Source organism: Streptomyces sp. NPDC088745, assembly GCF_044751045.1.
Classification (GTDB): domain Bacteria; phylum Actinomycetota; class Actinomycetes; order Streptomycetales; family Streptomycetaceae; genus Streptomyces; species Streptomyces cremeus.
Map to the genome: position 1 here is coordinate 96,385 of NZ_JBIVLB010000005.1, position 23,309 is coordinate 119,693.

Here is a 23,309-nt window from a genome sequence, read left to right on the forward strand (position 1 = left end):
CGCCGTCACGAGGCGGCGCCGGTCTCCCAGGTGTCGCGGTAGTCGCCGGTCGCGCCGTCGACGAGTTCGCGGAGGATGTCCAGGTGGCCGGTGTGCCGGACGGTGTCCTCCAGCATGTGCACCAGCACCCAGCGCAGCGACACCCTCGTGCCGTCCCAGGACGTGCCCAGGTGGTCCAGGTCCAGGTCGTGGATCACCCGGTCGGCGGCCGCCCTGGCCCGGCCGTACAGTGCGACGATCCGCGCCGCCGTCTCGTCGGGGCCGACGGTCAGGTCGTCCTCGGGAGCGAACCACAGCTCCTCGGCCGGGTAGCCGAACGTCTCGCAGAACCAGCCGTACTCGATCGCCGCCAGGTGCTTCACCAGCCCCAGCAGACTCGTGCCGGTCGGAGTCATCGGGCGGCGCAACCGCTCGTCGTCCAGGCCCTCCAGCTTCCACAGGGCGATGTCGCGGTGCTGGTCCAGCGAGGCGAGCAGGGTCGCCTTCTCGTCGCCGGCGAACGGGACGCGTTCGATGCGCTTCGGGGTGTCGGTCATGCCGGGACCGTAACAGCGCGCATCACCCGTACGGCTGCCTCGACTGCCCGTCAGCACGCCGTGTCTGCCCATGCTGGGGGGCGAGAGGGGAGGACGTCTGCCTTCCCCCAGTGACGCAGGAGGCACAAGTGGTACGCAAGCGTGCGGCGATGGCGGCGGCCGGTGCGGTACTGACCCTGACGGCGGTCACGACGGGAGCGGCGACGGCCGCCCCGGCGGTCCCGGCGGCCCCCGCGCCGGTCGCGGCGGTCGCGGCCGAGGAGCCGCAGCCGCTGCCGAACTTCGTCGGCCGGAACCTGTTCCGCGTCTACAGCACGGTCAGCGCGGAGACCGCCCTGAAGATCCACGACCTCAGCGGCGAGCACCGCAAGGTGCTGTGGCCGCCGAACTGGAAGGTGTGCACCCAGTCGCCCAAGGCCGGCACCAAGCTGCGCGGCGGCACGCTGGAGCTGGGTGTGGTCAAGACCAACGAGAAGTGCCCCGCCCGGCAGTCGTAGCCTGGCCGGATGTCCGAACCACGCACCAGCCCCGCCCCCTACCTCGCCGAAGGCCCCCGGGTGGGCATCCGGCCGTTCCGCCGCGAGGACGCCGCGGAGTTCACCGCACGGGCCCGCGAGAGCCGCGCACTGCACGGGCGGTGGCTGACCGCACCGGAGACCGTCGAGGCGTTCCACGGGTACGCGGGCGCCCTTGTCGGAAGCCCCTCCCGGGTCGGCTTCCTCGTCTGCACCCGGGACGACGGCGGGATCGCCGGATTCGTCAACATCAACAACATCGTCGAGGGCGCCTTCCAGAGCGGCGCCCTCGGCTACGGCGCGTTCGCCCACGCCGCCGGGCGCGGCCTGCTGTCCGAGGGCCTGGACCTGGTGATCCGGCACGCCTTCGGCCGCCTCGGACTGCACCGGCTGGAGGCCAACATCCAGCCCGGCAACGAGGCGTCGCTGGCGCTGGTGCGCCGGGCCGGATTCCGTTACGAGGGCTACTCGCCGGACTTCCTCTTCCTCGCCGGCGCCTGGCGCGACCACGAACGCTGGGCGGTCACCGCCCCCGAGTACCGGCCCCGAAACCCTTTGCGGACAGGGGAGTCGGCCCCGCAGCATGACCCCCATGAGTGATCACATCACCCGGCTCAACCCCGGCACCCTGCACCGCACCCCCGGCTACCACCACGTCACCGTGGTCGAGGCGGGCCGCACCGCGCACCTCGCCGGGCAGTGCCCGCTCGACACGGCGGGCGACCTGGTCGGCCCCGGCGACGTGCTCGCCCAGACCGACCAGGTGGTGGCCAACGCGCTGGCCGCGCTCGCCGCCGTGGACGCCGGGCCCGAACAGGTCGTCCGCAGCGTCGTCTACGTCGTCACGGACGACCGGGCGGCACTCGGGGCGGTGTGGGCACGGCTGCTCGCCTCCCCGCTCGCCCCCGCCCTCACCGGCGCCAGCACCCTGCTGGGCGTGGCACAGCTCGGATTCGCCGGCCAGCTCGTCGAGGTCGACCTCACCGCCGCGCTTTCCGGTTGATCTTCATGGTGTCCATGTCGGTCACGGTGGAGCGCAGTTCGGTGTGCGCGTGGCCCAGGGACCTCAGGTGCGTCTCGGCGCGGTCCTCGGCGATCGCGCCCGCCATCTCCGGGCCGTCCGCCGCGTCCGACTCCACGACGTACCGCATCGAGAAGTGCTTCAGCGGCACGTCGTAGGTGAGCGAACCCTCGGCCGAGAACTGCATCGAGGCCAGTCCGTGCGCGTCCTTCCCGGCGAGCAGCCGGGTCCGGCTCTCCTCGGTCAGCCCGTCCCAGGCGCCCCGCACGATGACCCGGTACGTGTGCTGCGTGCCCATGCGGCGTCAGCCCCTCCGCTGTGTCCGTCCGCCCCGGTGGCGGACCCCGGCAAGCAGGCTACGGGGAGCGCCCACTTTCCGCCTTCGCTTAATCCGGCTCGCCGGAACCCCTGGTCAGGCCGGTACCCAGCGTGTTCGGATGGTCGCGGAAGAGGGGTGCGCGGACCCGTGCGCCCGAGCGTGCCGGTGATCGAGTGAGGTTCCTGTGGCCACGAGCGTGCGACGCGACCGACTGACCCTGCCCGCGGCCCCGTTGGGCCCGGAGAACCCGCTGCCGGGACTGTGCGCCCCCGGCGGGGTGCACGAGCTGGACGAGCGGACCAAGGAGGGGCTGCCGCGCGACATGAAGCGGCAGATCGGCAACGCGCCGCTGCGCACCACGCTTCCCGTGCGCACCCGCGACGGATACGGGCGCGAGCGCGCCGACACCGGGTTCGACGCGATAGTCATCGAGAACGACCGTCTGCGGGCGACCGTCCTCCCCGGCCTCGGCGGCCGGATCCACTCCCTGCACCACAAGTCCACCGGCCGCGAGCTGGTGTACCGCAACCCCGTCCTGCAACCGGCCGGCTTCGCCCTCAACGGCGCCTGGTTCTCCGGCGGCATCGAGTGGAACATCGGCGCCACCGGCCACACCGCCCTCACCTGCGCCCCGCTGCACGCGGCAGTCGTGCCCGCCCCCGACGGCGGCGAGATGGTCCGCCTCTGGGAGTGGGAGCGGCTGCGCGACCTGCCCTTCCAGATCGACCTGTGGCTGCCGGCCGACTCCGACTTCCTGTACGCGGGCGTGCGCGTCCGCAATCCGCACGAGCGCCCCGCGCCCGTCTACTGGTGGTCCAACACCGCCGTCCCCGAGGACGAGCACACCCGCGTCCTGGCCCCCGCCGACGAGGCCTGGCGCTTCGGGTACGAGCACACCCTCGCCCGCGTCCCGGTCCCGCGCTCCGACGGCGCGGACCGCACCTATCCCACCCGCAGCGCCGACCCCGCCGACTACTTCTACGAGATCCCCGGGGAGGCCCGGAAGTGGATCGTCTCCCTCGACGCCTCCGGCACCGGGCTCGTCCAGACCTCCACCGACCGGCTGCGCGGCCGCAAGCTGTTCGTCTGGGGCACGGGCGCGGACGGCCGCCGGTGGCAGGAGTGGCTCACCGAGCCCGGCACCGGCGGCTACGCCGAGATCCAGGCCGGCCTTGCCCGTACCCAACTGGAGCACGTGCCCCTGGAGCCCGGCGCCGACGTCAGCTGGCTGGAGGCGTACGGGCCCCTGTCCGCCGACCCGGCCCCGGTGCACGGCGACGACTGGGCCGCCGCCCGCGCCGAGGCCGAGCGCGCCCTCGGCGAAGCCCTGCCCCGCGCCGCCGTGGAGGCCGCGTACACCGCCTGGCTCGCCCACGCCGACCAGGAACCCGGGGAGATCCTGCACACCGGTTCCGGCTGGGGCGCCCTGGAGGTGCTGCGCGGCGGACACGAGCTGCCCGGCACGCCCTTCCCCGAGTCGACCGTCGGCGAACAGCAGCGGCCCTGGCTGGAGCTGCTGCGCTCCGGGGTCTTCCCGGCCCCGCGCGAGGCGGCCCCGCCCGGCCCGTCGCTGGTCGCCCCGCACTGGCGCGACATGCTGGAGACCGCCCCCGCCGAACCCCTCACCGAGTACCACCTCGGGGTCGCCCAGTGGCACGCCGGGGACCTCGCGCAGGCGGTACGGAGCTGGGAGCGCGGCCTGCGACGGGCCGCCTCCCGCTGGCCCCTGCTGCGCAACCTCGCCCTCGCCGACTGCGAGGCGGAGCACTGCGAGCGGGCCGCCGACCTGTACGCCGAGGCCTTCGCCGACCTCCGCGGGGAGCGCCGCGACGGCGAGCAGTGGACGGCGGCCACCGCCGCCCTGGGCCGGGAGGCGATCGACGCCCTGCTCGCGGTGGGACGCACCGCCGAGGCACGGACGGTGTGGGAGGGCCTGGACGCCGGGACCCGGGCGACCGGACGCTTCCGCCTGATCGAGGCCCGGCTGCTGGTCGCGGAGGGCGACCGGCAGGCGGCCCGGGCGGTGTTCGAGGCGGGCTTCGAGGTCGCCGACCTGCGGGAGGGGTCGGCCGAGGTGAGGGAGGTGTGGGCGACGGTCACCGACGGGCCGCTGCCCGGGGCGTCCGGCGCCCGGCAGCCGTCCTGAGCGGCCGTCCGGCCTTTTCCGCAGGTCAGCGGGCCGGGTTGCGGTCCACGTACTCGAAGACCGAGCCGTCCGGGTGCAGGGCGATCAGGCTGCGGCCCGCCGGGGTCGGCACCGGGCCCGCGATGATCTGCGCGCCGGCGGCGGTCAGCGTGACATGGGCCCGGGTGACGTCGTCCACCGCGACCGTCGCCGTCAGTTTGCGGAGCAGGTCGATCTCCTCGGGCGGGCCGCTCATCACGAGGAAGCAGCCCACCGCGGCGACGGACACCCCGCCGCGGTTGAAGCGCTGCGCCGTGACGCCGGTGATGCGCTCGTAGAAGGCGGCCGTGGTGGCCAGGGCGTCGGCGCCGTCCACGTAGATGCGCAGTGTGGTTCCCCGGATCTCCATGCCGGAGAGGGTAGTTGGGGCGGCCGGCGCACGTGATCCGTTCCGGTCAGGCGCGGCAGAGGATCTCGCCGTGCGGGACCATGAACCAGGCGTCCTCCTGGGCGCCCCAGGCGCGCCAGGCCCGCGCGATCTCCTGGAGCTGCGCCTCGGTGGCGTGGCCGTCCCCGGTCGCGCGGGCCGCGTAGGAGGAGGCGACGGTGCGGTCGGCCCACAGACCGGTCCACCAGCTCAGCTCCTCGGGGGTCGCGTAGCACCAGGTGGCGGCGGAGGACGTCACGTCGGTGAAGCCCGCGCGCAGGGCCCAGGAGCGCAGGCGGCGGCCGGCGTCGGGCTCGCCGCCGTTGGCGCGCGCCACGCGGCGGTAGAGGGCCGACCAGGCGTCCAGGACGGGGTGTTCGGGATACCAGGTCATCGCCCGGTAGTCGCTGTCGCGGGCCGCGACGATGCCGCCGGGCCGGCAGACGCGGCGCATCTCGCGCAGGGCGGTGACCGGATCGCCGACGTGCTGGAGCACCTGGTGGGTGTGGACCACGTCGAAGGCGCCGTCCGGGAAGTCGAGGGCGTGCACGTCGGCGGCGGCGAAGTCGGCGTTCGTCAGGCCGCGTTCGGCGGCGGTGGCGCGGGCCCGGTAGAGGATCGCGGGGGCGGAGTCGACGCCGGTGACGTGTCCTGCGGGCCCGACCAGGGCGGCCAGGTCGGCGGTGATCGTGCCGGGGCCGCAGCCCACGTCCAGGACGCGCAGGCCGGGGCGCAGGTGGGGGAGGAGGTAGGCGGCGGAGTTGGCGGCCGTGCGCCACGTGTGGGAGCGCAGCACGGACTCGTGGTGGCCGTGGGTGTAGGTGGCGGTCTCTTCCGGCATGGCGGGGCCCTTCGTCCGGGGGTCCGGGTGTGGTGGGGACACCGTATGCCGGGGTGTTGGCATGTGAGACGGGAGTCTTGTCATGTGGACGGCGTGAACGGCGTGGGCGGCGTGACGTCGTGGGCGGTCCGGGCGGCCGGTCCCGCCCCTTCGCCGCCGCTCGCGGGCTCCGCACGGTCGCCGCGCGGGTGCGTCGTGGCCGGTCGCCCCGCGCGGGCGTGTCCTTCGGCCGCTGCCCCGTCCGGTCAGGCGGCCCGGTAGGCCTCCGCGTCCTCGTGGCGGAGGGACACGCCGTGACCCGGGGAGGCGTGCGGCCGGAGTGAGCCGCCCGTCGGGTCCAGGGCGCCGGAGAAGAGGAGGGACTCCACCCGCACGTGGTCGTGGAACCACTCCACGTGGCGCAGGTTCGGGACGGACGCCGCCGCGTGCGCGTGGGCGTGCGGCGCGCCCCGGGTCGAGACCTCCAGGCCGTGGGCCTGGGCGAGCGCGGCCGCGCGCAGGAACACCGTCAGGCCGCCGCAGCGCGTCGCGTCCAGGACCAGGCAGTCCACCGCCTGGTCCGCCGCCGCGCGGGCGAAGTACGCGAGGTCGCCCGCCGCGCCCGCCGTCACGTCGCAGACGACCGCGTCGCGGACCAGGCGCAGCCCGGCCAGGTCGTCCGCCGGGACCGGCTCCTCGAACCAGCCCACGCCGTGCTCGGCGAGCGGGCCCCCGATCCGTACCGCCTGCTTGCGGGTGTAGGCCCCGCCGGCGTCCACGTACAGCTCCGCCCGGGAGCCGATCACCTCACGGGCCAGCCGGACCCGGTCCAGGTCGCGGACCGCCGCCCGGCCCCACGCCTCGCCGATCCGGATCTTGACCCGGTCGATGCCCTGGCCGTGCACCCAGCCGCCGAGCTGCGACGCCAGGTGCGTGTCGTGGTACGTGGTGAAGCCGCCGCTGCCGTAGACGGGGACGGTGCGCCGGGCCGCGCCCAGCAGACGGGCCAGCGGGAGGTCCAGCAGACGGGACTTGAGGTCCCAGAGGGCGATGTCGACGGCGGAGACCGCGGCCGCCACCAGACCGGGGCGGCCGTGGTCGCGGGCCGCGGCGCACATCGCCGCGTGCGCCGCCGGGATGTCCAGCACGTCCAGGCCCAGCAGGAGCGGGGAGAGCTCCTGGGCGATGTACGCGCCCACCGCCCGGGGCGCGTACGTCCAGCCCGTGCCGTACGCCGTCCCGTCGGCCCGCGCCTCGACCACCACCACCGGCGTACGGTCCCAGCTCAGCGTGCCGTCCGCCTCCGGGGCGTCGGTGGGGACGAGGTAGCAGGCCACGTCGAGACGTTCCAGGGGGAGCAGGGGGCTCATCGGGTCGCACCGCCCGTCAGGCGTCGCGGCGGCGCAGGGCGAGTGATTTGATCCGGGCCGGGAGGTGGGCGAGCCGGGCGCGCAGTGCCGCGCGCCAGGCGGGGGACGGCTGGTGGGCGGCCTGGGTCAGTCTCATCTCAGGGCTCCTGGACCTGGGGGAGGACCTTCGTGCGGTAGAAGTCGAAGAAGCCCCGCTGGTCGGGGCCGATCTGGTTGACGTAGACCCGGTCGAAGCCGGCCCCGGTGTAGGCGCGCAGCCGGCCGACGTGGGCGTCCACGTCGTCGCCGCAGACGACGTTCGCGGCGACCATGTCCGGGGTGACGAGCGTGGAGATCTGCTCGAAGTGCCGGGGCGTGGGCAGGATCTGGCCCATTTCGCCCGGGAGCTGCTCCGGGGCCCAGAGCCGGTGGGCGGTGCGGACGGCCGCCTCGCGGTCCTGTCCGTAACAGACCTTGAAGCCCCCGCTCACCGGCTTCGCGCCGCCGCCGCCCTTGCGGAAACGCGTCACCGCGCCTTCGTCGGGCTTCATGGTGATCAGGCCGTCGCCGACGCGGGAGGCGAGCGACATCGCCTTCGGGCCGAAGGCGGAGACGTCGATCGGCACGGGCTCGTCGGGGACCGTGTAGAGGCGGGCGTTCTCCAGGCGGTAGTGCTTGCCCTCGTGGCTGACCTCGTTGCCGTCGAAGAGGTTGCGCATCAGCAGGATCGCCTCTTCGAGCATCTCCAGGCGGACGCGGGCGCTCGGCCACGGGCCGCCCAGGATGTGCTCGTTGAGCGCCTCGCCCGACCCCACCCCGAGCCGGAAGCGGCCGCCCAACTGCACCGACGCCGTCGCCGCCGCGTGGGCCACCACCGCCGGGTGCATCCGTACCGTCGGACAGGTCACGGCCGTCTCCACCGGCAGCGACACCGCCTGCGACAGCGCGCCGATCACCGACCAGACGAACGGGCTCTGGCCCTGCTCGCTGTTCCACGGGTGGAAGTGGTCGGAGATCCAGAGGGCCTCGAAGCCGGCCTGCTCGGCCATCCGGGCCTGTTCCACCAGCTCGGCCGGGCCGAACTCCTCGCAGCTGAGGAAGTAGCCGAATGCGGTCATGGGGATGTGCCTCCCGACGGTGGGGCGAGCTGCCCGGACGCGGACCGTCCGAACGTGATCCATGGATGCCGTACGCGCGTGCGGTCTGTACGGTCCGTGCGCCCGCCGGCGGCGTCAGTCTGCCGAGTATCCCGGCAGGACGCCCGGAAACACACCGATCACGGAGTTTGGGTACGTCGCCCGCGGGCACGCGGGACGGGTCCCGGGACCACGGCCCCTCCGCACCCGCGCGCCCCGCACCTCAGGCGGAGCGGCGGGCCAGACCCGTACGAGGAGAAACATGCCCACCGAAGGAACCTCAGGTCTCTCCGTCGCCGAACTCACCGAGCTCGGACAGCAGTTGCGGGTCGACTCCGTGCGCGCCACGGACGCCGCCGGATCGGGGCACGCGACCTCGTCGATGTCCGCCGCGGACCTGGCCGCCGTACTCCTCGCGCACCACCTGCGCTACGACTTCGACCGCCCCGACCACCCCGGCAACGACCACCTGATCCTCTCCAAGGGCCACGCCTCGCCCCTCCTCTACGCCCTCTACCGGGCGGCCGGCGCCATCACCGACGAGGAACTCCTCACCTTCCGCAGCCGGGGCAGCCGGCTCGAAGGCCACCCCACGCCCCGGCTGCCCTGGGTGGACGTGGCGACCGGCTCGCTCGGGCAGGGGCTGCCGGTCGGCGTCGGCATGGCGCTCGCCGGCCGGCGGCTGGACCGGATTCCCTACCGGGTGTGGGTGATCAGCGGCGACAGCGAGATGGCCGAGGGCTCCGTGTGGGAGGCCGTGGAGCACGCCGGGGCGGAGGGGCTCGACAACCTCACCCTGATCGTCGACGTCAACCGGCTCGGCCAGCGCGGCCCCACCCGCCACGGCCGCGACCTGGACGCGTACGCCCGACGGCTGAAGGCCTTCGGCTGGCACACCGTCGAGGTCGACGGACACGACCCGGCGGCCGTCGACCGCGCCTACGCCGAGGCCCGCTCGACCACCGGCCGGCCGACGGCGATCCTGGCGAGCACCGTCAAGGGCAAGGGCGTCGAGGCCGTCGCCGACCAGGAGGGCAAGCACGGCAAGCCGCTCCCGGACGCGACCGCGGCGATCGCCGAACTCGGCGGCGTACGCGCCCGGCACGTGGACATGCACCGGCCGGCCGAGGACCGCGCCCCGCACGCCGCGGCGGGCGGCGAACTCGACCTGCCGGCCTTCGAGAAGGGCGGCGAGAAGGTCGCCACCCGGGACGCCTACGGCCGGGCGCTCGCCGCGCTCGGCGCGGCGCGCGGCGACGTCGTCGCCCTGGACGGCGAGGTCGGCGACTCGACCCGCACCGAGTACTTCGCGAAGGACCACGCCGACCGCTACTTCGAGTGCTACATCGCCGAACAGCTCCTCGTCGCGACGGGCGTCGGCATGCAGGCACGCGGGCACGTCCCGTACGTCTCGACCTTCGCGGCCTTCCTCACCCGCGCCCATGACTTCCTGCGCATGGCCGCGGTCAGCCGCGCCAACCTGAACGTCGTCGGCTCCCACGCGGGCGTCGCCATCGGCGAGGACGGCCCCTCCCAGATGGGCCTGGAAGACCTGGCGATGATGCGCGCCATCCACGGCAGCACCGTCCTGTACCCCAGTGACGCCAACCAGACCGCCAAGCTCGTCGCCGCGATGGCCGACCTCGACGGCATCAGCTACCTGCGCACCGGGCGCGGCGAGGACGCCGTCCTCTACGGGCCCGACGAGGAGTTCCCGGTCGGCGGCAGCAAGGTGCTGCGCCGCACGGACGACGACCGGCTGACCCTGGTCGCGGCGGGCACCACGCTGCACGAGTCGCTGGCCGCCGCCGACCTGCTCGCCGCCGAGGGCATCGCGGTCCGCGTCATCGACCTGTACTCCGTCAAGCCGGTGGACGCGCCCACGCTGTGGACGGCCGGCGAGGAGACCGGCTGTCTGGTCACCGTCGAGGACCACCGCCCCGAGGGCGGCCTCGGCGACGCGGTCGCGGAGGCGTACGCGGACGGCCGCCCGGTGCCGCGCCTGGTGCGGCTCGCGGTGTCGAGCATGCCCGGCTCGGCGACGCCGGACGAGCAGTTGTACGGGGCCGGGATCGACGCCGAGTCGATCGCGGCGGCGGTCCGGCTGATGGTGGAGAAGACCGTGGTGCGCTAGCGGAAGGCGGGACGGAGCCGGGGGACGGCGGCCCGAAGGGCATGCCGCCAGGGGCGCGGGGAACCGCGCGGGCGACCACGACGCGCCCGCGCGGAACCACGAGCCCCCCGGCCCCCCCGCCGCCCCGCGCCCGAGCGGCCCACAACCCCGCCGCCTAGCGGACCGCGCTCAACGGCTCCGCGATCGACTCCAGCGACTTGCGCTCCGACTTCACGCCCAGGAAGGCCTCCACCACCCCCGCCCCCACCATCAGCGCCGCCCCGATGCAGAACGCCAGCGTCGTGTCCGCCGGCTTCCCGCTGCTGACCAGCCCGTTGAAGAGGATCGGCCCGGTGATGCCGCCCAGCGCCGTGCCCACCGCGTAGAAGAACGAGATGCACATCGCCCGGGTCTCCAGCGGAAAGACCTCACTGACCGTCAGGTACGCCGAACTCGCCCCCGCCGACGCGAAGAAGAGCACCACGCACCAGCACGCCGTCATCGTCGTCGCGGTCAGCGCCCCGTTCTGGAAGAGCATCGCCGTGCCGAAGAGCAGCACCCCGGACAGGATGTACGTGCCCGCGATCATCGGCACCCGCCCCACCGAGTCGAAGAAGTGCCCCAGGAGCAGCGGCCCCAGCAGGTTCCCCACGCAGATCACCGCGAAGTAGTACGCGGCGGACCCGGTCCCCACCCCGAAGAACTTCTCCAGGATGACCGCGTACCCGAAGGTGATCGAGTTGTAGAGGAACGCCTGCCCGACGAAGAGCGACAGGCCCAGGACCGCCCGCTTGCGGTACTGCGAGAACACCGTCCGGATGATCTCCAGGAAGCCGATCGACCCGCGCTGGCGGACGGTGATCTCCTCCTCCGGCTCCGGCAGCGGCGACCCCGTCTCGTCGTGGACCTTCTGCTCGACCTCCTTGACGATCCGGTCGGCCTCCTCCTCCCGCCCGTGCACCATCAGCCACCGCGGGCTCTCCGGCACGTGCCGTCGTACGAGCAGGATCGCCACGCCGAGCACCACGCCGAGGCCGAAGGCCAGCCGCCACCCCACGTCCTTGGGGAAGACGTCGGTGTTCAGCAGCACCACCGACGCCAGCGCGCCCAGCGCCGCGCCCGCCCAGAACGTGCCGTTGATGATCAGGTCGATGCGGCCGCGCAGCCGGCTCGGGATGAGTTCGTCGATCGCCGAATTGATCGCCGCGTACTCACCGCCGATGCCGAGCCCGGTGACGAAACGGCACAGGAAGAAGAACCACGCCGACTCCGAGAAGGCCGTCGCCGCCGTCGCGACGAGATACACCGCCAGCGTGATGAGGAACAGCTTCTTGCGGCCGAAGAGATCGGTGAGCCGGCCGAAGACCAGCGCGCCCACACAGGCGCCCGCCACGTAGAGAGCGGCCGCGGTGGTGGTGACCTGCGCGGTGGTGATCGCGATGCCGCTGCCCTCTTCGGCCAGCCGCACGACGATGTTGCCGACGATGGTCACTTCCAGGCCATCGAGGATCCACACCGTGCCGAGGCCGATGATGATCCTCCAGTGCCAGGGGGACCACGGGAGCCGGTCCAGCCGCGCCGGAATGCGCGTGCGGACCTCCGGGAACTCTCTGCTGTCTGTGGTTGTCATGGCGCGACGGTTACCCCGGCGTGATTCGAACAACTCTCTCCTCGGGAGGGTTTGCGCCAGACGTGTGCGGTTACCCGCTCCTCCGAGGCAGACATGGCAAACACATCTGAGAACACCACGAAGAAGACCCCGTCCAAGGCCGACGACGAACAGCGCGAAGAGCAGAGCGGAGAGCAGGCCGCGAAGGACGAGAAGCCTGCCGCGCAGCCGCCGAAGAAGCCGGGACCCATGCAGGTCCTGCGCGCGGCGCGCGAGCAGATTTCCGAACTCACCGGCATGCCCGCCGAATCCGTGTCCTCGTTCGAGCAGATCGAGGGTGGCTGGGTGTTGCGCGTGGAGGTGCTCGAACTGGAGCGCGTCCCCGACACCATGAGCCTGCTCGCTTCGTACGAGGTCCAGCTGGACCCCGACGGCGAGCTCACCGGATATCGCCGCGTCGGCCGCTATGCGCGTGGACAGGCCGACAAGAAGTAGCACCGGCCCCCGCGCACCCAACAGAGAAGGAGACTCGGGCGACATGTCCGTTGTTCCGGCACAGCAAGGTGGAGGCGGCGGCGGTACCAGCGGCCTCTACGACGTCCTGGAGCTCGTCCTCGACCGGGGGCTCGTCATCGACGCGTTCATCCGTGTGTCCCTGGTCGGCATCGAGATCCTGAAGATCGACATCCGTGTCGTGGTCGCCAGCGTGGACACCTATCTGCGCTTCGCCGAGGCCTGCAACCGCCTCGACCTGGAGACCGGCGCGAAGAAGCCCTCGGGGCTGACCGACATCACCGGCGACATGATGGAGAAGGGCGCGTCCGGCAAGACCAAGGGCGCCCTGTCCGGTGCCGCCGAGACCATCTCCGGCGCGTTCCAGGAAGCCCGTGAGGGCAGCACCCAGTCCAAGCCGCGGGCCCGGCGCACCACGACGCGCCGTAAGGAGGAGCAGGAATGAGCACGTACGTCTACGGCATCACCCGGGCGTCGCATCCCGCGCTCCCCGAGGAGATGGGCGGCGTCGGCGATCCGCCGCAGCCGGTCTACGCCATCAAGACCGGTGAACTGACCGCCCTGGTCAGCGAGGCGCCGGAGAACCTGCGCCCCAAGCGCCGGGACCTGCTCGCCCACCAGAGCGTGCTGTCCGAGGCCGGCGCACAGGGCGCGGTCCTGCCGATGCGCTTCGGCAGCGTCTCGGCGGACGACGAGACGGTCAAGAACGTCCTCGGCGAGCGCGAGAAGCACTACCTGGAGCGGCTCGACGCCCTGGAGGGCAAGGTCGAGTACAACGTGAAGGCCACGCACGACGAGGAGGCCGTGCTCCACCAGGTGCTGGCCTCCGACGCCGAGCTGCGCACCCTCAACGAGGCCAACAGGGCCGCGGGGGGCGGCACGTACGAGCAGAAGCTCGCCCTGGGCGAACGGGTCGTGGCCGCGGTGCAGCAGCGCGAGAAGTCCGACGGGAAGCTGGTCCACCAGTCCCTCGAAGGCGCCGCCGTCGACACGAACCCGGGTCCGGAGTCCACCGGCTGGCTCGCCAACGTGTCCTTCCTCGTCGAGCGCGAGAAGTCGGCCGACTTCGTCGAGGCCGTCGACGCCCTCCAGCGGGAGGCCCCGCACCTGGTGCTCCAGGTCAACGGCCCGCTGCCCCCGTACAGCTTCGTGGAGTAGCCCCGTGGGGCTCCTGGGAGAGCTGCTTCTGCTGCCGTTCGCCCCCGTCCGCGGCACCGGCTGGGTGCTGCGGAAGGTGGTGGACGAGGCGGAGAAGCAGTACTACGACCCGGCGGCCATCCAGGCCGAACTCCGCGCCCTCGAGGAGCGCCTCGAGGCCGGGGAGATCGACGAGGCCGAATTCGACCGGCTGGAGGACTCGCTCCTCGACAGGCTGGAGCAGAAGCAGAAGGGGATGCAAGGACAATGAACAACAGGCTCGGACTGGGGCTCGCCGTGGGCGCGGGCTATCTGCTGGGGCGGACGAAGAAGCTGAAGTTCGCCTTCGCCGTCGGCACGTTCGTCGCCGGCAAGAAGCTGCAGCTGAGTCCGAAGGCGCTGATGGACTTCGCCTCTTCGCAGTTGCAGAACAACCCGCAGTTCAAGGAGATGGGCGACCAGCTCCGCGAGGACATGCGCGGCGTCGGCAAGGCCGCCACCGGCGCGATCATCAACCGCCAGCTCAGCGGGCTCGCGGACAAGCTGCACGACCGCACCCTGAACGTCCAGGACAAGGCCGCCGGGGTCGTCCCCGACATCAGCAGCCTGAAGGGCGACAAGGGCGGCAAGGGCCAGGACGAAGACGAAGAGGAGTACGACGAGGAGCCGGAGGCCGAGGAGGAGCGCGACGAACCGCGCCGCCAGTCCCGCCCCCGCAAGCAGGCCTCCTCGGGCACGGCCAAGAAGGCCACCGGCGGCACCCGTTCCGCCGGGCAGCAGGGCACGGCCCGGAAGACCGCCTCGTCCACCGCGAAGAAGACCGGTGGCGGCACGGCGAAGAAGGCGGCCGGCGGCGCCCGCAAGACCGCCTCCGGCGCGAGCGGCACCGCGAAGAAGACCGCGGCCCGCAGGACGGGTACCGCGAAGGGGGGCCAGAACCGTGGCTGACCTCAAGGGCGCGGCGAGCTCGCTGAAGCCGGATCCCGACATCACCGACCGCCTCAAGCAGGAGGCGCAGGCCTACATGGCCGCCCAGGTCACCCGCATCCTGACCGGCGCGGGCCGCAAGCTGGGCGAGTCCACGAACAAGCTGAACGACATAGCCGAGGGCAACAGCCCCGGTTTCGCCAAGCTCGCCCTGGACGGCGGCCGGAAGATCGCGGAGGGCAAGGGCCCGATGCGTACCGCGGTGGAACTCGGCGCCGGTCATGTGAAGGACAAGGCGAAGGACGCGTTCTCCGGCCTGTTCGGCGGCAAGGGCAAGCGCAAGAAGGGCGGCGGTGGCGGCAAGCCCACCGTCATCCTGGAGACCATCGACGTCGGCGTGCCGGTCCGGGTGGCCTACGACCAGTGGACCCGCTACGAGGACTTCTCCTCCTTCGCCAAGGGCGTCAAGAGCGCGACCACCGCCGACGACACCACGTCGGACTGGAAGCTCAAGGTCTTCTGGTCCAACCGGAGCTGGAAGGCGCACACCACCCAGCAGTTGCCGGACCACCGGCTCTCCTGGACCTCCGAGGGCGCCAAGGGCACCACGAAGGGCGTCGTCACCTTCCATCCGCTGGGCGACAACCTCACCCGGGTGTGCCTGGTCATCGAGTACTACCCCAAGGGGCTGTTCGAGAAGACCGGCAACATCTGGCGCGCCCAGGGCCGCCGGGCCCGGCTCGACCTCAAGAACTACGCGCGGCACATCTCGATGAAGGGCGACATCGACGACGGATGGCGCGGCACCATCGAGGACGGCGAGGTCGTCAAGACCCACGAGGACGCCATCGCCGAGGAGGAGGAGGCCCGCGCCGAGGAGGAGGGCCACGAGGGCGAGGAGGGCCACGACGCCCCCGAGGACTCCGACGACGACCGGCCCGAGGCCGAGCACGACGAGGAGGCCGAGGAGGAGGGGGACGAGGACCACGACCCCGAGGCCGAGTACGAGGACGAGGACGAGGAACTCGACGAGGACGCCGAGGAAGAGGACCCGGAGGCCGAGTACGACGAGGAGGGCGCCGAGGAGGAGGGCGAGCCCGAGGCGGAGTACGAGGAGGACGCCGAGCCCGAGGCCGAGGCCGAATACGCCGACGAGGACGAGGACGCCGAGGACGACGCCGAGGAGGAGGACCCGGAGGCCGAGTACGAGGACGCCGAACTGGTCGAGGACGAGGCTGACGACGCGGACGACGCGGACGACGAAGACGACGCGGACGCGCGCAAGCAGCGTGAGTACGCCGACTCCGCAGACAAGGACAACCGATGAGCACTGCCGCCAGAATGCCGGACCCGTACGGGTCGGGCGGCGGGGCGAACCTCGCCGACATCCTGGAGCGGGTCCTGGACAAGGGCGTCGTCATCGCGGGAGACATCAAGATCAATCTCCTGGACATCGAGCTCCTGACGATCAAGCTCCGGCTGATCGTCGCCTCGGTCGACAAGGCCAAGGAGATGGGCATCGACTGGTGGGAGGACGACCCCTCGCTCTCCTCCGGGGCCAGGCGCCGGGAGATCGCCGAGGAGAACGAACGGCTGAAGCGTCGCATCGCCGACCTGGAAGCCGCCGCTCCCGAGCTTGAAAAGGCGAAGGACGGGCAAGCAGAACAGGCATGACAGACATGACAGGCAACACGAGCGGCACCGGATCCAGCGAACGCGCCGGATCCGCCGGCCGGGCCGGTTCCCCCACCGGCCCGGCCGGCCCCCTGGGGCCCGACGAGACCTTCCAGGACCCCTCGGGACCCGCCGAACTCCGCTATGTCTACGCCGTGACCCGCCCCTTCGAGGGAGTTCTCCCCGAAGAGGGCGGGCGCGGTCTGGACGGCGAACCGCCCCGGCTGCTGCACCACGACGGCCTGGTCGCCGTGGTCAGCCCGGTGCCCGCGGCCGACTTCGACGAGGTGCCCCTGAAGGCCCACCTCGAAGACCTCGACTGGCTCGCCGCCACCGCCCGCACCCATCAGGCCGTCGTCACGGCGCTGACCGCCGTCACGACGCCGCTGCCGCTGCGCCTGGCGACGCTGTGCCGCGACGACGACGGGGTGCGCCGCCTGCTGGAGGACGGCCGGGCCCGGTTCGTACGGGCGCTGGAGCGCCTGGACGGGCGGGTCGAGTGGGGAGTGAAGGTGTACGCCAACGCCGCCCGCAAGGCCCCCGAGGAGGCCGCGCCGAAGGCCCCGCCGTCCCCGGACGAGCCGGGCGCGGGCCGCAGCTACCTCCAGCAGCGGCTCGCCCAGAAGCGCAGCCGCGAGAGGGAGTCCCGCAACGCCGACGCGCTCTGCCGCAAGCTCCACGCGGAGCTCTCCGAGACCGCCGAGGCCGCCCTGCTGCACCGCCTCCAGGACGGTCGCATCTCCGGCCGCACCGGGCAGAACGTGCTCAACGCCGCCTACCTGGTGCCCCGCGCCGACAGCGAGGCCTTCGTGGAGCAGGTGCAGGCGCTCTCCCCGCCGGACGGCGGCAGCGTCACCGTGGAACTCACCGGCCCCTGGGCCCCCTACTCCTTCGCCGGGATCGGCGACGAGGAGAGCGCCGACGACCCGGGCGGCGACGCTCCCGGCACCGGCGCACCCGAGGGCGGCACGGCATGACGCACTACACCGACGACCACGACATCGACGCCCTCGCGCAGCGCGAGATCGCCCTGGTCGACCTGCTCGACCGGCTGCTGGGCGGGGGAGTGGTGCTCTCCGGCGACCTGACCCTGCGGATCGCGGACGTCGATCTCGTGCGCATCGACCTCAACGCCCTCATCAGCTCGGTCAGCGAGAACGTCCCGTCGCCCTTCGAGGACATGAACTGACATGAAGAGCAAGGAAGCTGGCGTGAACGACGACCGCCTCGACCGCATCGCCGACACGATCGACCAGATCACCGGCGCGTCCCAGATGCCCGGCACCACCACCAGCGCCGAGTTCGCCACCGCCGATCTGGACGAGGCGGTGGCCACCGGCAGGGCCGGCAACATCAGCCTCGGCTCCACCGGCGCGGCCCCCGCGACCACCGGCGGCGAGGCCCGCCGCAAGCAGGTCGAGCTGGACGCCGACACCGTGGAGCGCGACCTCGCCAAGCTCGTCCTGACCGTGGTCGAGCTGCTTCGCCAGCTCATGGAGCGCCAGGCGCTGCGCCGCGTGGACACCGGCGAGCTCACCGAGGACCAGGAGGAGCGGATCGGCATGACGCTGATGCTGCTGGAGGACCGCATGGACATCCTCCGCGACAAGTTCGGCCTCAGGCCCGAGGACCTCAACATCGACCTGGGGCCGCTGGGGCCCCTGCTCCCCCGGGACTGACCCCGGTGAGCGACAGCGGAAAGGACCACCGCGACCCGGGCGGTGCGGGCCCCGCCGAGAGCAGCCCCGACAAGAGCGCCGCCGACCGCAAGACGCGCGTCACGATCCTGGTGGCCCTCGCCGCCAATCTGCTCATCGCCGTCGCCAAGGCCGTCGGCGGGCTCCTCGCGTCCTCGCCCGCCCTGCTCTCCGAGGCAGCGCACTCGGTCGCCGACAGCATAAACGAGGTCTTCCTGCTGGCCGCGCTGCGCCGCAGCCGTCGCCCCGCCGACCGCCAGCACCCCTTCGGCTACGGCAAGGAACGCTACTTCTGGTCGCTGCTCGCCGCCGTCGGCATCTTCGTGCTCGGCGCGGGCTTCTCCTTCTTCCAGGGGGTCGGCGCCCTGACCGAGCCGGGCGGCGGCGAGTCGGGGGAGTCCACCAGCGGTTACGTCGCCGGGCTGGTCGTCCTGTTCGTGGCGCTGGTCGCCGAGGGCTCCTCCCTGGTGCGCGCCCTGTGGCAGGTCCGCAAGCAGCCGGGCAAGGGCCTCGGCAAGGACCCGGCCCTGCGCACGGTCGTCGCCGAGGACTCCACCGCCGTGGTCGGCGTCCTGGTCGCCATGGCCGGAATGATCGCCCACATGGCCACCGGCGAGGTCGCCTACGAGGCCGCCGCCTCGCTGACCATCGGCCTGCTCCTGGTGTACGTGGCCTACCGGCTCGGCTCCGAGGCCCGCGCCCAGCTCATCGGCGAGGCCGTCGACCCGGAGCTGCGCGAAGGCATCCACGGCCTGCTGGACGAGCAGCCGGAGATCGACCGGGTCGCCGCCCTGCTCACCATGCGCCTGGGCCTGGAGTCCACCCTGGTCGCCGCCCGCATCGACCTGATGCCCGGCCTGGACAGCGAGCGCGTCGAGCTGGTCTCCGAGCGCATCAAGTCGCACATACGGAAGACCTGGCCGGAAGCCGACCAGGTCTTCCTCGACGTCACCGAGGCCCCCACGGACGAGGACGCCGACGGCGAACTCCTCCCCGGGCAACGGTCCGGCACCACCGAGCCGTCCGCCCGGTAGGCAGCGGCACCACGGAGCCGTCCGCGCGGTGGGCAGTGGGCGCTACAGAGCCGTCTGCACGGTGGGCAGCGGCCGGTACACCGTCAGCGCCTCGTCCGCCTTGTCGATCGTGAAGGCGGGCGGGGCCTCGACCACCTCGCCGTCGAACGCCAGCGGCGTTCCCGGCTCCAGCCCGGCGACCCGCACCCGCCGCATCCGGCCCGCCGCGTGGAAGGGGGAGCGGCTCAGCGGCCCGGACAGCGCGGCCAGTATCAACCGCAGCCCCGGCAGCCGTCCGCCGTGCACCACGCGTACGTCGAGCAGTCCGTCGGCGAGGTCGAAGCGCCGGCCCGGGGTGGGGCCCATCCGCTGGTACAGGCCGTTGCCGGCGAACAGCATCCACATCCCGCGCTTCTTGCCGCGCACCTCCGCCTTCAGCGGCCGCTCCCTGCGCAGCACCTCGTAGGCGGCGAGCACACCGGCCGGCCAGCCGCCGATGCGCGGCGACCAGTGCTCGCGGATGCGGACCATCTCCGGGTAGACGCCCAGGCTGAAGGTGTTGAGGAAGTATCCGGGGGCGCCGTCGGGGTTCGGGCCCGGGGTGAAACGCCCCAGGTCCACCTTGACCGCGTCGCCCGCCTCCACCGCCCGGCAGGTGTCCTGCACGGTCTCGATGTTCAGGTCGTACGCGAAGTGGTTGAGGGTGCCGCCGGGGAAGACGGCCAGCGGCACCCCGGCCCGGGCGGCGGCCACCGCAGCCCGGTTCACCGTGCCGTCGCCGCCGCACACGCCCAGCGCCCGGCCCTGCTCGACGGCCTTGTCCAGCTCGGCGCACAGGTCGGCGGGGTCCACCTCGCGGACCTCCGCCTCGGGCAGGGCGTCCCGTACGAGCGCGGCCTTGGCGGCGGCGCTGCCGGACGCCTTGTTGACGACGACCACCAGGTCCCTGCCCGCGGGCAGCCGGGGCGCGTCGGTGTGCGGGCGGCCGGGGGAGGGGAGCTGGTCACGGGTCGGCACCAGGCCCCGTACGGCGAACGCCGCACCGACCCCGACGGCCGCCCCCACCAGGACGTCACTGGGAAAGTGCACCCCCGTGTACACCCGGGACAGCGCGACGGCCGCCGCGACGGGCGCCACGGCGGCCCCCCAGCCCTTCGACTCCAGCATCACCCCGGCGGCGAACGCGGCCGCCGACGCGGAGTGCCCGGAGGGGAACGAGGTGGTGATCGGCTGCCGCTTCAACTGACGTATCACCGGTACGGAGTCCAGCACCGGCCGGACCCGCCGCACGGAGCGCTTGCCCACCGTGTTGACGGTCGCGGAGGCCACCGCCAGGGACGCCACCCCGCGCACGGCGGCCCGCCGCGCCCGGGTGCTGCGGCCGAACGCGGCGATGCCCGCCGCCGCGCCGAACCACAGCAGCCCGTGGTTGGCGCTGCGGCTCAGCCGGGGCAGCACATGGTCGGCGCCGGGCCAGTGCCGGCTGGCGACGGCACGGAAGACGGCATGGTCGCGGGCCGTGAGCCAGTCGGTGACACGGCCGCCGGGCGCGCGGGACGGAAGGGGCACATTCGCCAGGGAATCGGACATGGCACCCGGTTACCCTGATCGGCCCGCCCGAACCGACGGCGCCCGGCCCGCAGCGAGGTGCGGGCCGGGCGCGGGGCGTCGTACGGCGCGGGCGGCGGTTCTCCGCGGGGCCCGGTACGACGCCGTGCACGGCTACTGCGGGGCGGACACCGGGGCGGCCGCCCCGCAGAACGCCTTGAGGTCACCGCGGTCGCGGCCGGTGACCAGGGCGTCGGGGCCGTCCGAGCAGACCCCGGCCTGCTCGTCCACCCGGGCGCCGCCCGTGTCGACGGTCCTGCCGACCGGGAAGGCGTCTTCCTTGCCGAGGTGGTGGGCCGCCTGCGTTCGGTTCCGTCCTCCCGGTCTTCTCCTTCGGCCCTGCCGCCTCTCCGGCCGGGGTGCGAGGCCGACGGGCGCCGGACGTGCGGCGGGTGCCGGACGGGCCCGGCCCGCGGTCAGTGCGCGCCCCCGGGCACCGCCGCCACGGCCACTTCCTGGATGTTGGCGAACACCGAGTCCTCCGCCAGCGCGGAGATCCGCTCGCACAGCGGCTCGGGCGCGTTGTCGTGGCGCAGCATGGACACCACGGCGTCCCGGTCCGCCGGGAAGCGGGTACGGCCCAGGTGCCGCGCCAGGTCGAAGCGGACCTTCTCGAACTCGCCCGTGAGTCCCGGCCGGGGGGTCATGTCCGACGCCAGTTCCGGGTCGTCGTCCGCGACCGGCTCGGGGTCGTGCCACTCCTCGGTCCTGGTCGGGTGTCCGGACCGCAGCAGTCCTTGCAGCTCGTGCTTCATCTCGTCGTCCTGCCTACGGCTGACGCGGTCGCTGCCTCGCTGCATGAATGCATCACTCCAAGCTCATTCGGGGGTTGTGGGCTGGTACCCGACACACGGTCCCCAAACATCCCGCCCGCCCCGGATCCCCGTACCCCGCCGACTGTCCGGGAGGGACGCCGGGTTTGGGATCCGCGCCCCGGGGGACCCGAACGTCGGCCGCGAGGCCGCCTTGGGATAGGGATGGGCTCCGGGCGCGGATTCCGCAACCGTCAGGGACGGCGTGTGCGGGGGCCGCGCCCGGAGTGGGCTTCCCCTCCCTCCCGGGGCGCCGGGCACCCCCTGGCGGTGCTGCCGCCCGTACGCGTGCCCGGAGCGGTACTCGCGCTCGGGGCCTGCGAAGACGTACTGCTCCCCCCGCCCGCGGCGGGTCCGGAGCGCGAACCGACACCCCTGGACGTGATGCGGGGGAGGAAGGCCTGACATGGGCAAAGTGCTGTACAAGCCACTGGGACTGATCTTCGGCATGGCGGGCGGCATGCTCGCCGGACTCGCCTTCCGCAAGACCTGGAAGATGGTCACCGGCGAGGACGACGCCCCCGACGGCCTGGACCGGGACCGCCCGTGGCGCGAGATCCTGCCCGCCGTCGCCCTCGAAGGGGCGATCTTCGCCGTCGTCCGCACCTCGGTGGAGCGCGGCGGCGCCGTCGCCGTCCGCAAGATCACCGGCTACTGGCCGGACTGACACCCCGACAGCGACGGCCGTACGGCCGTGGCCTCCCCGGCGACCACGGGGCGGCCACCGCCGTCGTCGTGGCCGCCCGCACCCGGATGTGCCCCGCGTCACAGATCCCGCCGCGCCCCGTTTGCCGCGGACGGGCCAGGGCAGGCGAACCCCGTGCTTCGGACCGGAGGCACGTCCGTGGGAGCGGTGGACAGTGCTCCGGGCGTGTTCCGAGTGAATTCGGCGCGGAGCCCGGGCCCGGCTCCCCTCCTCCCCACGGTGACACCCATCCGTCTGCACCGTGACAGAGGTTCCAGGGAGCCATCCGATGCGCACTCAGACCCCGCGCACCCGCCCGCACCGGCATCCGCACGACGACGCACCCGACACCACGGAGGCCTTCCGGCGGCTCGCCGGCCTGCCGGAGGGCCGTGAGCGCGAGGTGATCCGGCAGGAGATCGTCAACGCCTGGCTGCCGATGGCCGAGCGGCTGGCCGGGCGGTTCCGCAACCGCGGGGAGTCGCTGGAGGACCTGTGTCAGGTGGCCGCCCTGGGGCTGGTCAAGGCCGTCGACCGGTACGACCCGCAGCACGGGGCGGTGTTCGAGTCCTTCGCCGTGCCGACCATCACCGGTGAGATCAAGCGCCACTTCCGCGACCACATGTGGACCCTGCACGTCCCGCGCCGCGTCCAGGACCTGCGCAACCGGGTCCGCACCGCGCACCAGGAACTGGCCCAGACGATGGCCGGCCGCTCCCCGACGGTCGCCGAGATCGCCGCGCAGGCCAGGATGACCGAGGAGGAGGCGCTCGCCGGACTGGAAGCGCTGGACTCCTTCAGCGCGCTGTCCCTGGACGCCGAACTCCCCGGCAGCGGCGACGGCTACTCGCTGGCCGACGCCATCGGGGGCGTCGACCCCGCGCTGGACGTGATCGTCGACCGCGAGGCCATCAAGCCCGGCCTGCGCAAGCTCCCCGAGCGCGAGAAGAAGATCCTGTACATGCGCTTCTTCCGGGACATGACGCAGAGCAGCATCGCCGAGGACCTCGGCCTCTCCCAGATGCACGTCTCCCGGCTGATCACCCGGTGCTGCACCCAGCTGCGGGCGCAGGCGCTGAAGGAAGCCGCCTGAGACCCGCCCCCGCACGCGGTGGGTGCGTGCGGCCCGTGCCGCGCGCACCCACCGCTCCATGTCTGCCGCCGTGCCGTCGGGGGGGGGCCCCCCCCCCGGGGGGGGGGGGGCCCCCGCGCGCGGGGGAAATGGGGGCGGGGGGGGGGGGGGGGGGCGGGGGGCGGGGGGCCCGCGCCCCCC

Annotated in this window: 27 protein-coding genes; 18 read left to right on the forward strand and 9 right to left on the reverse strand. The window is 73.1% G+C overall.

All coding sequences use genetic code 11. From position 1 onward, the window contains the following. Nucleotides 1-5: 5 nt before the first annotated feature. On the reverse strand, nt 6-536 hold the full coding sequence (locus ACIP93_RS15700; RefSeq protein ID WP_345218386.1) for a DinB family protein: 531 nt from the start codon (nt 534-536) through the stop codon (nt 6-8). Nucleotides 537-664: 128 nt separating this feature from the next. On the opposite strand from ACIP93_RS15700, the gene ACIP93_RS15705 reads away from it, so the two are divergent. The 3 genes from ACIP93_RS15705 to ACIP93_RS15715 are packed head-to-tail and all read left to right on the forward strand — an operon-like array spanning nt 665 to nt 2,054. Then, nucleotides 665-1,033: a hypothetical protein gene (locus ACIP93_RS15705; RefSeq protein ID WP_401759064.1), complete on the forward strand. Its 369-nt coding sequence runs from the start codon at nt 665-667 to the stop codon at nt 1,031-1,033. Between the two features lie 9 nt (nt 1,034-1,042). After that, complete coding sequence (locus tag ACIP93_RS15710; RefSeq protein WP_401759066.1) at nt 1,043-1,651, forward strand: GNAT family N-acetyltransferase; 609 nt, start codon at nt 1,043-1,045, stop codon at nt 1,649-1,651. Then, complete coding sequence (locus ACIP93_RS15715) at nt 1,644-2,054, forward strand: Rid family hydrolase (RefSeq protein ID WP_345218392.1); 411 nt, start codon at nt 1,644-1,646, stop codon at nt 2,052-2,054. Before ACIP93_RS15710 ends, ACIP93_RS15715 begins: the two co-directional genes overlap by 8 nt. On the opposite strand, the gene ACIP93_RS15720 is transcribed toward ACIP93_RS15715, so the two are convergent. Next, nucleotides 2,032-2,370, reverse strand: a complete 339-nt coding sequence (locus tag ACIP93_RS15720) for a DUF6204 family protein (RefSeq protein WP_401759070.1) — start codon at nt 2,368-2,370, stop codon at nt 2,032-2,034. The two genes, ACIP93_RS15715 and ACIP93_RS15720, sit on opposite strands and share 23 nt — an antisense overlap. Nucleotides 2,371-2,575: 205 nt before the next feature. Here ACIP93_RS15720 and ACIP93_RS15725 point away from each other — a divergent pair, with 205 nt between their 5' ends. Then, nucleotides 2,576-4,537, forward strand: a complete 1,962-nt coding sequence (locus ACIP93_RS15725; RefSeq protein ID WP_401759073.1) for a DUF5107 domain-containing protein — start codon at nt 2,576-2,578, stop codon at nt 4,535-4,537. A 25-nt stretch (nt 4,538-4,562) separates the two neighbouring features. On the opposite strand, the gene ACIP93_RS15730 is transcribed toward ACIP93_RS15725, so the two are convergent. The 4 genes from ACIP93_RS15730 to ACIP93_RS15745 all read right to left on the reverse strand — a co-directional run bounded on the left by ACIP93_RS15730 (nt 4,563) and on the right by ACIP93_RS15745 (nt 8,230). Next, complete coding sequence (locus ACIP93_RS15730) at nt 4,563-4,925, reverse strand: VOC family protein (protein ID WP_401759076.1); 363 nt, start codon at nt 4,923-4,925, stop codon at nt 4,563-4,565. 46 nt (nt 4,926-4,971) lie between these two features. Then, the gene (locus tag ACIP93_RS15735) at nt 4,972-5,784 is read right to left on the reverse strand and encodes a methyltransferase domain-containing protein (RefSeq protein ID WP_401759079.1); all 813 of its coding nucleotides are present in this window, start codon (nt 5,782-5,784) and stop codon (nt 4,972-4,974) included. Nucleotides 5,785-6,029: 245 nt separating this feature from the next. After that, entirely contained in the window at nt 6,030-7,133 is a 1,104-nt protein-coding gene (locus ACIP93_RS15740) for an enolase C-terminal domain-like protein (RefSeq protein WP_401759082.1), read from the reverse strand. Nucleotides 7,134-7,270: 137 nt separating this feature from the next. Further along, nucleotides 7,271-8,230, reverse strand: a complete 960-nt coding sequence (locus ACIP93_RS15745; RefSeq protein WP_401759084.1) for a TIGR03557 family F420-dependent LLM class oxidoreductase — start codon at nt 8,228-8,230, stop codon at nt 7,271-7,273. Between the two features lie 280 nt (nt 8,231-8,510). On the opposite strand from ACIP93_RS15745, the gene ACIP93_RS15750 reads away from it, so the two are divergent. Then, nucleotides 8,511-10,382, forward strand: a complete 1,872-nt coding sequence (locus tag ACIP93_RS15750; protein WP_401759087.1) for a transketolase — start codon at nt 8,511-8,513, stop codon at nt 10,380-10,382. A gap of 154 nt (nt 10,383-10,536) precedes the next feature. On the opposite strand, the gene ACIP93_RS15755 is transcribed toward ACIP93_RS15750, so the two are convergent. Then, entirely contained in the window at nt 10,537-11,991 is a 1,455-nt protein-coding gene (locus tag ACIP93_RS15755; RefSeq protein ID WP_345218409.1) for an MFS transporter, read from the reverse strand. A gap of 93 nt (nt 11,992-12,084) precedes the next feature. Between ACIP93_RS15755 and ACIP93_RS15760 the strand changes: the two genes are divergently transcribed. The 11 genes from ACIP93_RS15760 to ACIP93_RS15810 all read left to right on the forward strand — a co-directional run bounded on the left by ACIP93_RS15760 (nt 12,085) and on the right by ACIP93_RS15810 (nt 18,952). Further along, complete coding sequence (locus tag ACIP93_RS15760) at nt 12,085-12,465, forward strand: gas vesicle protein (protein WP_345218411.1); 381 nt, start codon at nt 12,085-12,087, stop codon at nt 12,463-12,465. A 43-nt stretch (nt 12,466-12,508) separates the two neighbouring features. Next, on the forward strand, nt 12,509-12,928 hold the full coding sequence (locus ACIP93_RS15765) for a gas vesicle structural protein GvpA (protein WP_345218413.1): 420 nt from the start codon (nt 12,509-12,511) through the stop codon (nt 12,926-12,928). After that, nucleotides 12,925-13,641, forward strand: coding sequence for a GvpL/GvpF family gas vesicle protein (locus ACIP93_RS15770; RefSeq protein ID WP_345218414.1), 717 nt, complete (start codon nt 12,925-12,927; stop codon nt 13,639-13,641). The genes ACIP93_RS15765 and ACIP93_RS15770 overlap by 4 nt, the downstream gene beginning before the upstream one ends. 4 nt (nt 13,642-13,645) lie before the next feature. Beyond that, nucleotides 13,646-13,891 carry a gas vesicle protein GvpG gene (locus ACIP93_RS15775; RefSeq protein WP_345218417.1) on the forward strand — a complete coding sequence of 82 codons (246 nt, stop codon included), beginning with the start codon at nt 13,646-13,648 and terminating at the stop codon, nt 13,889-13,891. Next, nucleotides 13,888-14,568: a DNA primase gene (locus ACIP93_RS15780; RefSeq protein WP_401759093.1), complete on the forward strand. Its 681-nt coding sequence runs from the start codon at nt 13,888-13,890 to the stop codon at nt 14,566-14,568. The genes ACIP93_RS15775 and ACIP93_RS15780 overlap by 4 nt, the downstream gene beginning before the upstream one ends. Nucleotides 14,569-14,644: 76 nt before the next feature. Further along, the gene (locus ACIP93_RS15785; protein WP_401759735.1) at nt 14,645-15,874 is read left to right on the forward strand and encodes an SRPBCC family protein; all 1,230 of its coding nucleotides are present in this window, start codon (nt 14,645-14,647) and stop codon (nt 15,872-15,874) included. Further along, entirely contained in the window at nt 15,871-16,221 is a 351-nt protein-coding gene (locus tag ACIP93_RS15790) for a gas vesicle protein (RefSeq protein ID WP_345218420.1), read from the forward strand. Before ACIP93_RS15785 ends, ACIP93_RS15790 begins: the two co-directional genes overlap by 4 nt. Then, nucleotides 16,218-17,198 carry a GvpL/GvpF family gas vesicle protein gene (locus ACIP93_RS15795; RefSeq protein WP_401759095.1) on the forward strand — a complete coding sequence of 327 codons (981 nt, stop codon included), beginning with the start codon at nt 16,218-16,220 and terminating at the stop codon, nt 17,196-17,198. The genes ACIP93_RS15790 and ACIP93_RS15795 overlap by 4 nt, the downstream gene beginning before the upstream one ends. After that, nucleotides 17,195-17,410 carry a gas vesicle protein gene (locus tag ACIP93_RS15800; protein WP_380837739.1) on the forward strand — a complete coding sequence of 72 codons (216 nt, stop codon included), beginning with the start codon at nt 17,195-17,197 and terminating at the stop codon, nt 17,408-17,410. The genes ACIP93_RS15795 and ACIP93_RS15800 overlap by 4 nt, the downstream gene beginning before the upstream one ends. Nucleotides 17,411-17,642: 232 nt before the next feature. Then, nucleotides 17,643-17,900 carry a gas vesicle protein K gene (locus tag ACIP93_RS15805; protein ID WP_345219066.1) on the forward strand — a complete coding sequence of 86 codons (258 nt, stop codon included), beginning with the start codon at nt 17,643-17,645 and terminating at the stop codon, nt 17,898-17,900. A gap of 5 nt (nt 17,901-17,905) precedes the next feature. Next, complete coding sequence (locus ACIP93_RS15810; protein WP_380837737.1) at nt 17,906-18,952, forward strand: cation diffusion facilitator family transporter; 1,047 nt, start codon at nt 17,906-17,908, stop codon at nt 18,950-18,952. 42 nt (nt 18,953-18,994) lie between these two features. Here ACIP93_RS15810 and ACIP93_RS15815 read toward each other — a convergent pair whose 3' ends face one another. Then, a complete protein-coding gene (locus ACIP93_RS15815; RefSeq protein ID WP_401759099.1) occupies nt 18,995-20,521 on the reverse strand; it encodes a bifunctional phosphatase PAP2/diacylglycerol kinase family protein in 1,527 nt (508 codons plus the stop codon). Between the two features lie 434 nt (nt 20,522-20,955). Next, on the reverse strand, nt 20,956-21,339 hold the full coding sequence (locus ACIP93_RS15820) for a DUF2795 domain-containing protein (RefSeq protein WP_345218426.1): 384 nt from the start codon (nt 21,337-21,339) through the stop codon (nt 20,956-20,958). Nucleotides 21,340-21,757: 418 nt separating this feature from the next. Here ACIP93_RS15820 and ACIP93_RS15825 point away from each other — a divergent pair, with 418 nt between their 5' ends. After that, nucleotides 21,758-22,018, forward strand: coding sequence for a DUF4235 domain-containing protein (locus ACIP93_RS15825; RefSeq protein WP_345218428.1), 261 nt, complete (start codon nt 21,758-21,760; stop codon nt 22,016-22,018). A gap of 307 nt (nt 22,019-22,325) precedes the next feature. Continuing rightward, on the forward strand, nt 22,326-23,129 hold the full coding sequence (locus ACIP93_RS15830; protein ID WP_401759103.1) for an RNA polymerase sigma factor SigF: 804 nt from the start codon (nt 22,326-22,328) through the stop codon (nt 23,127-23,129). Nucleotides 23,130-23,309 lie beyond the last annotated feature (180 nt).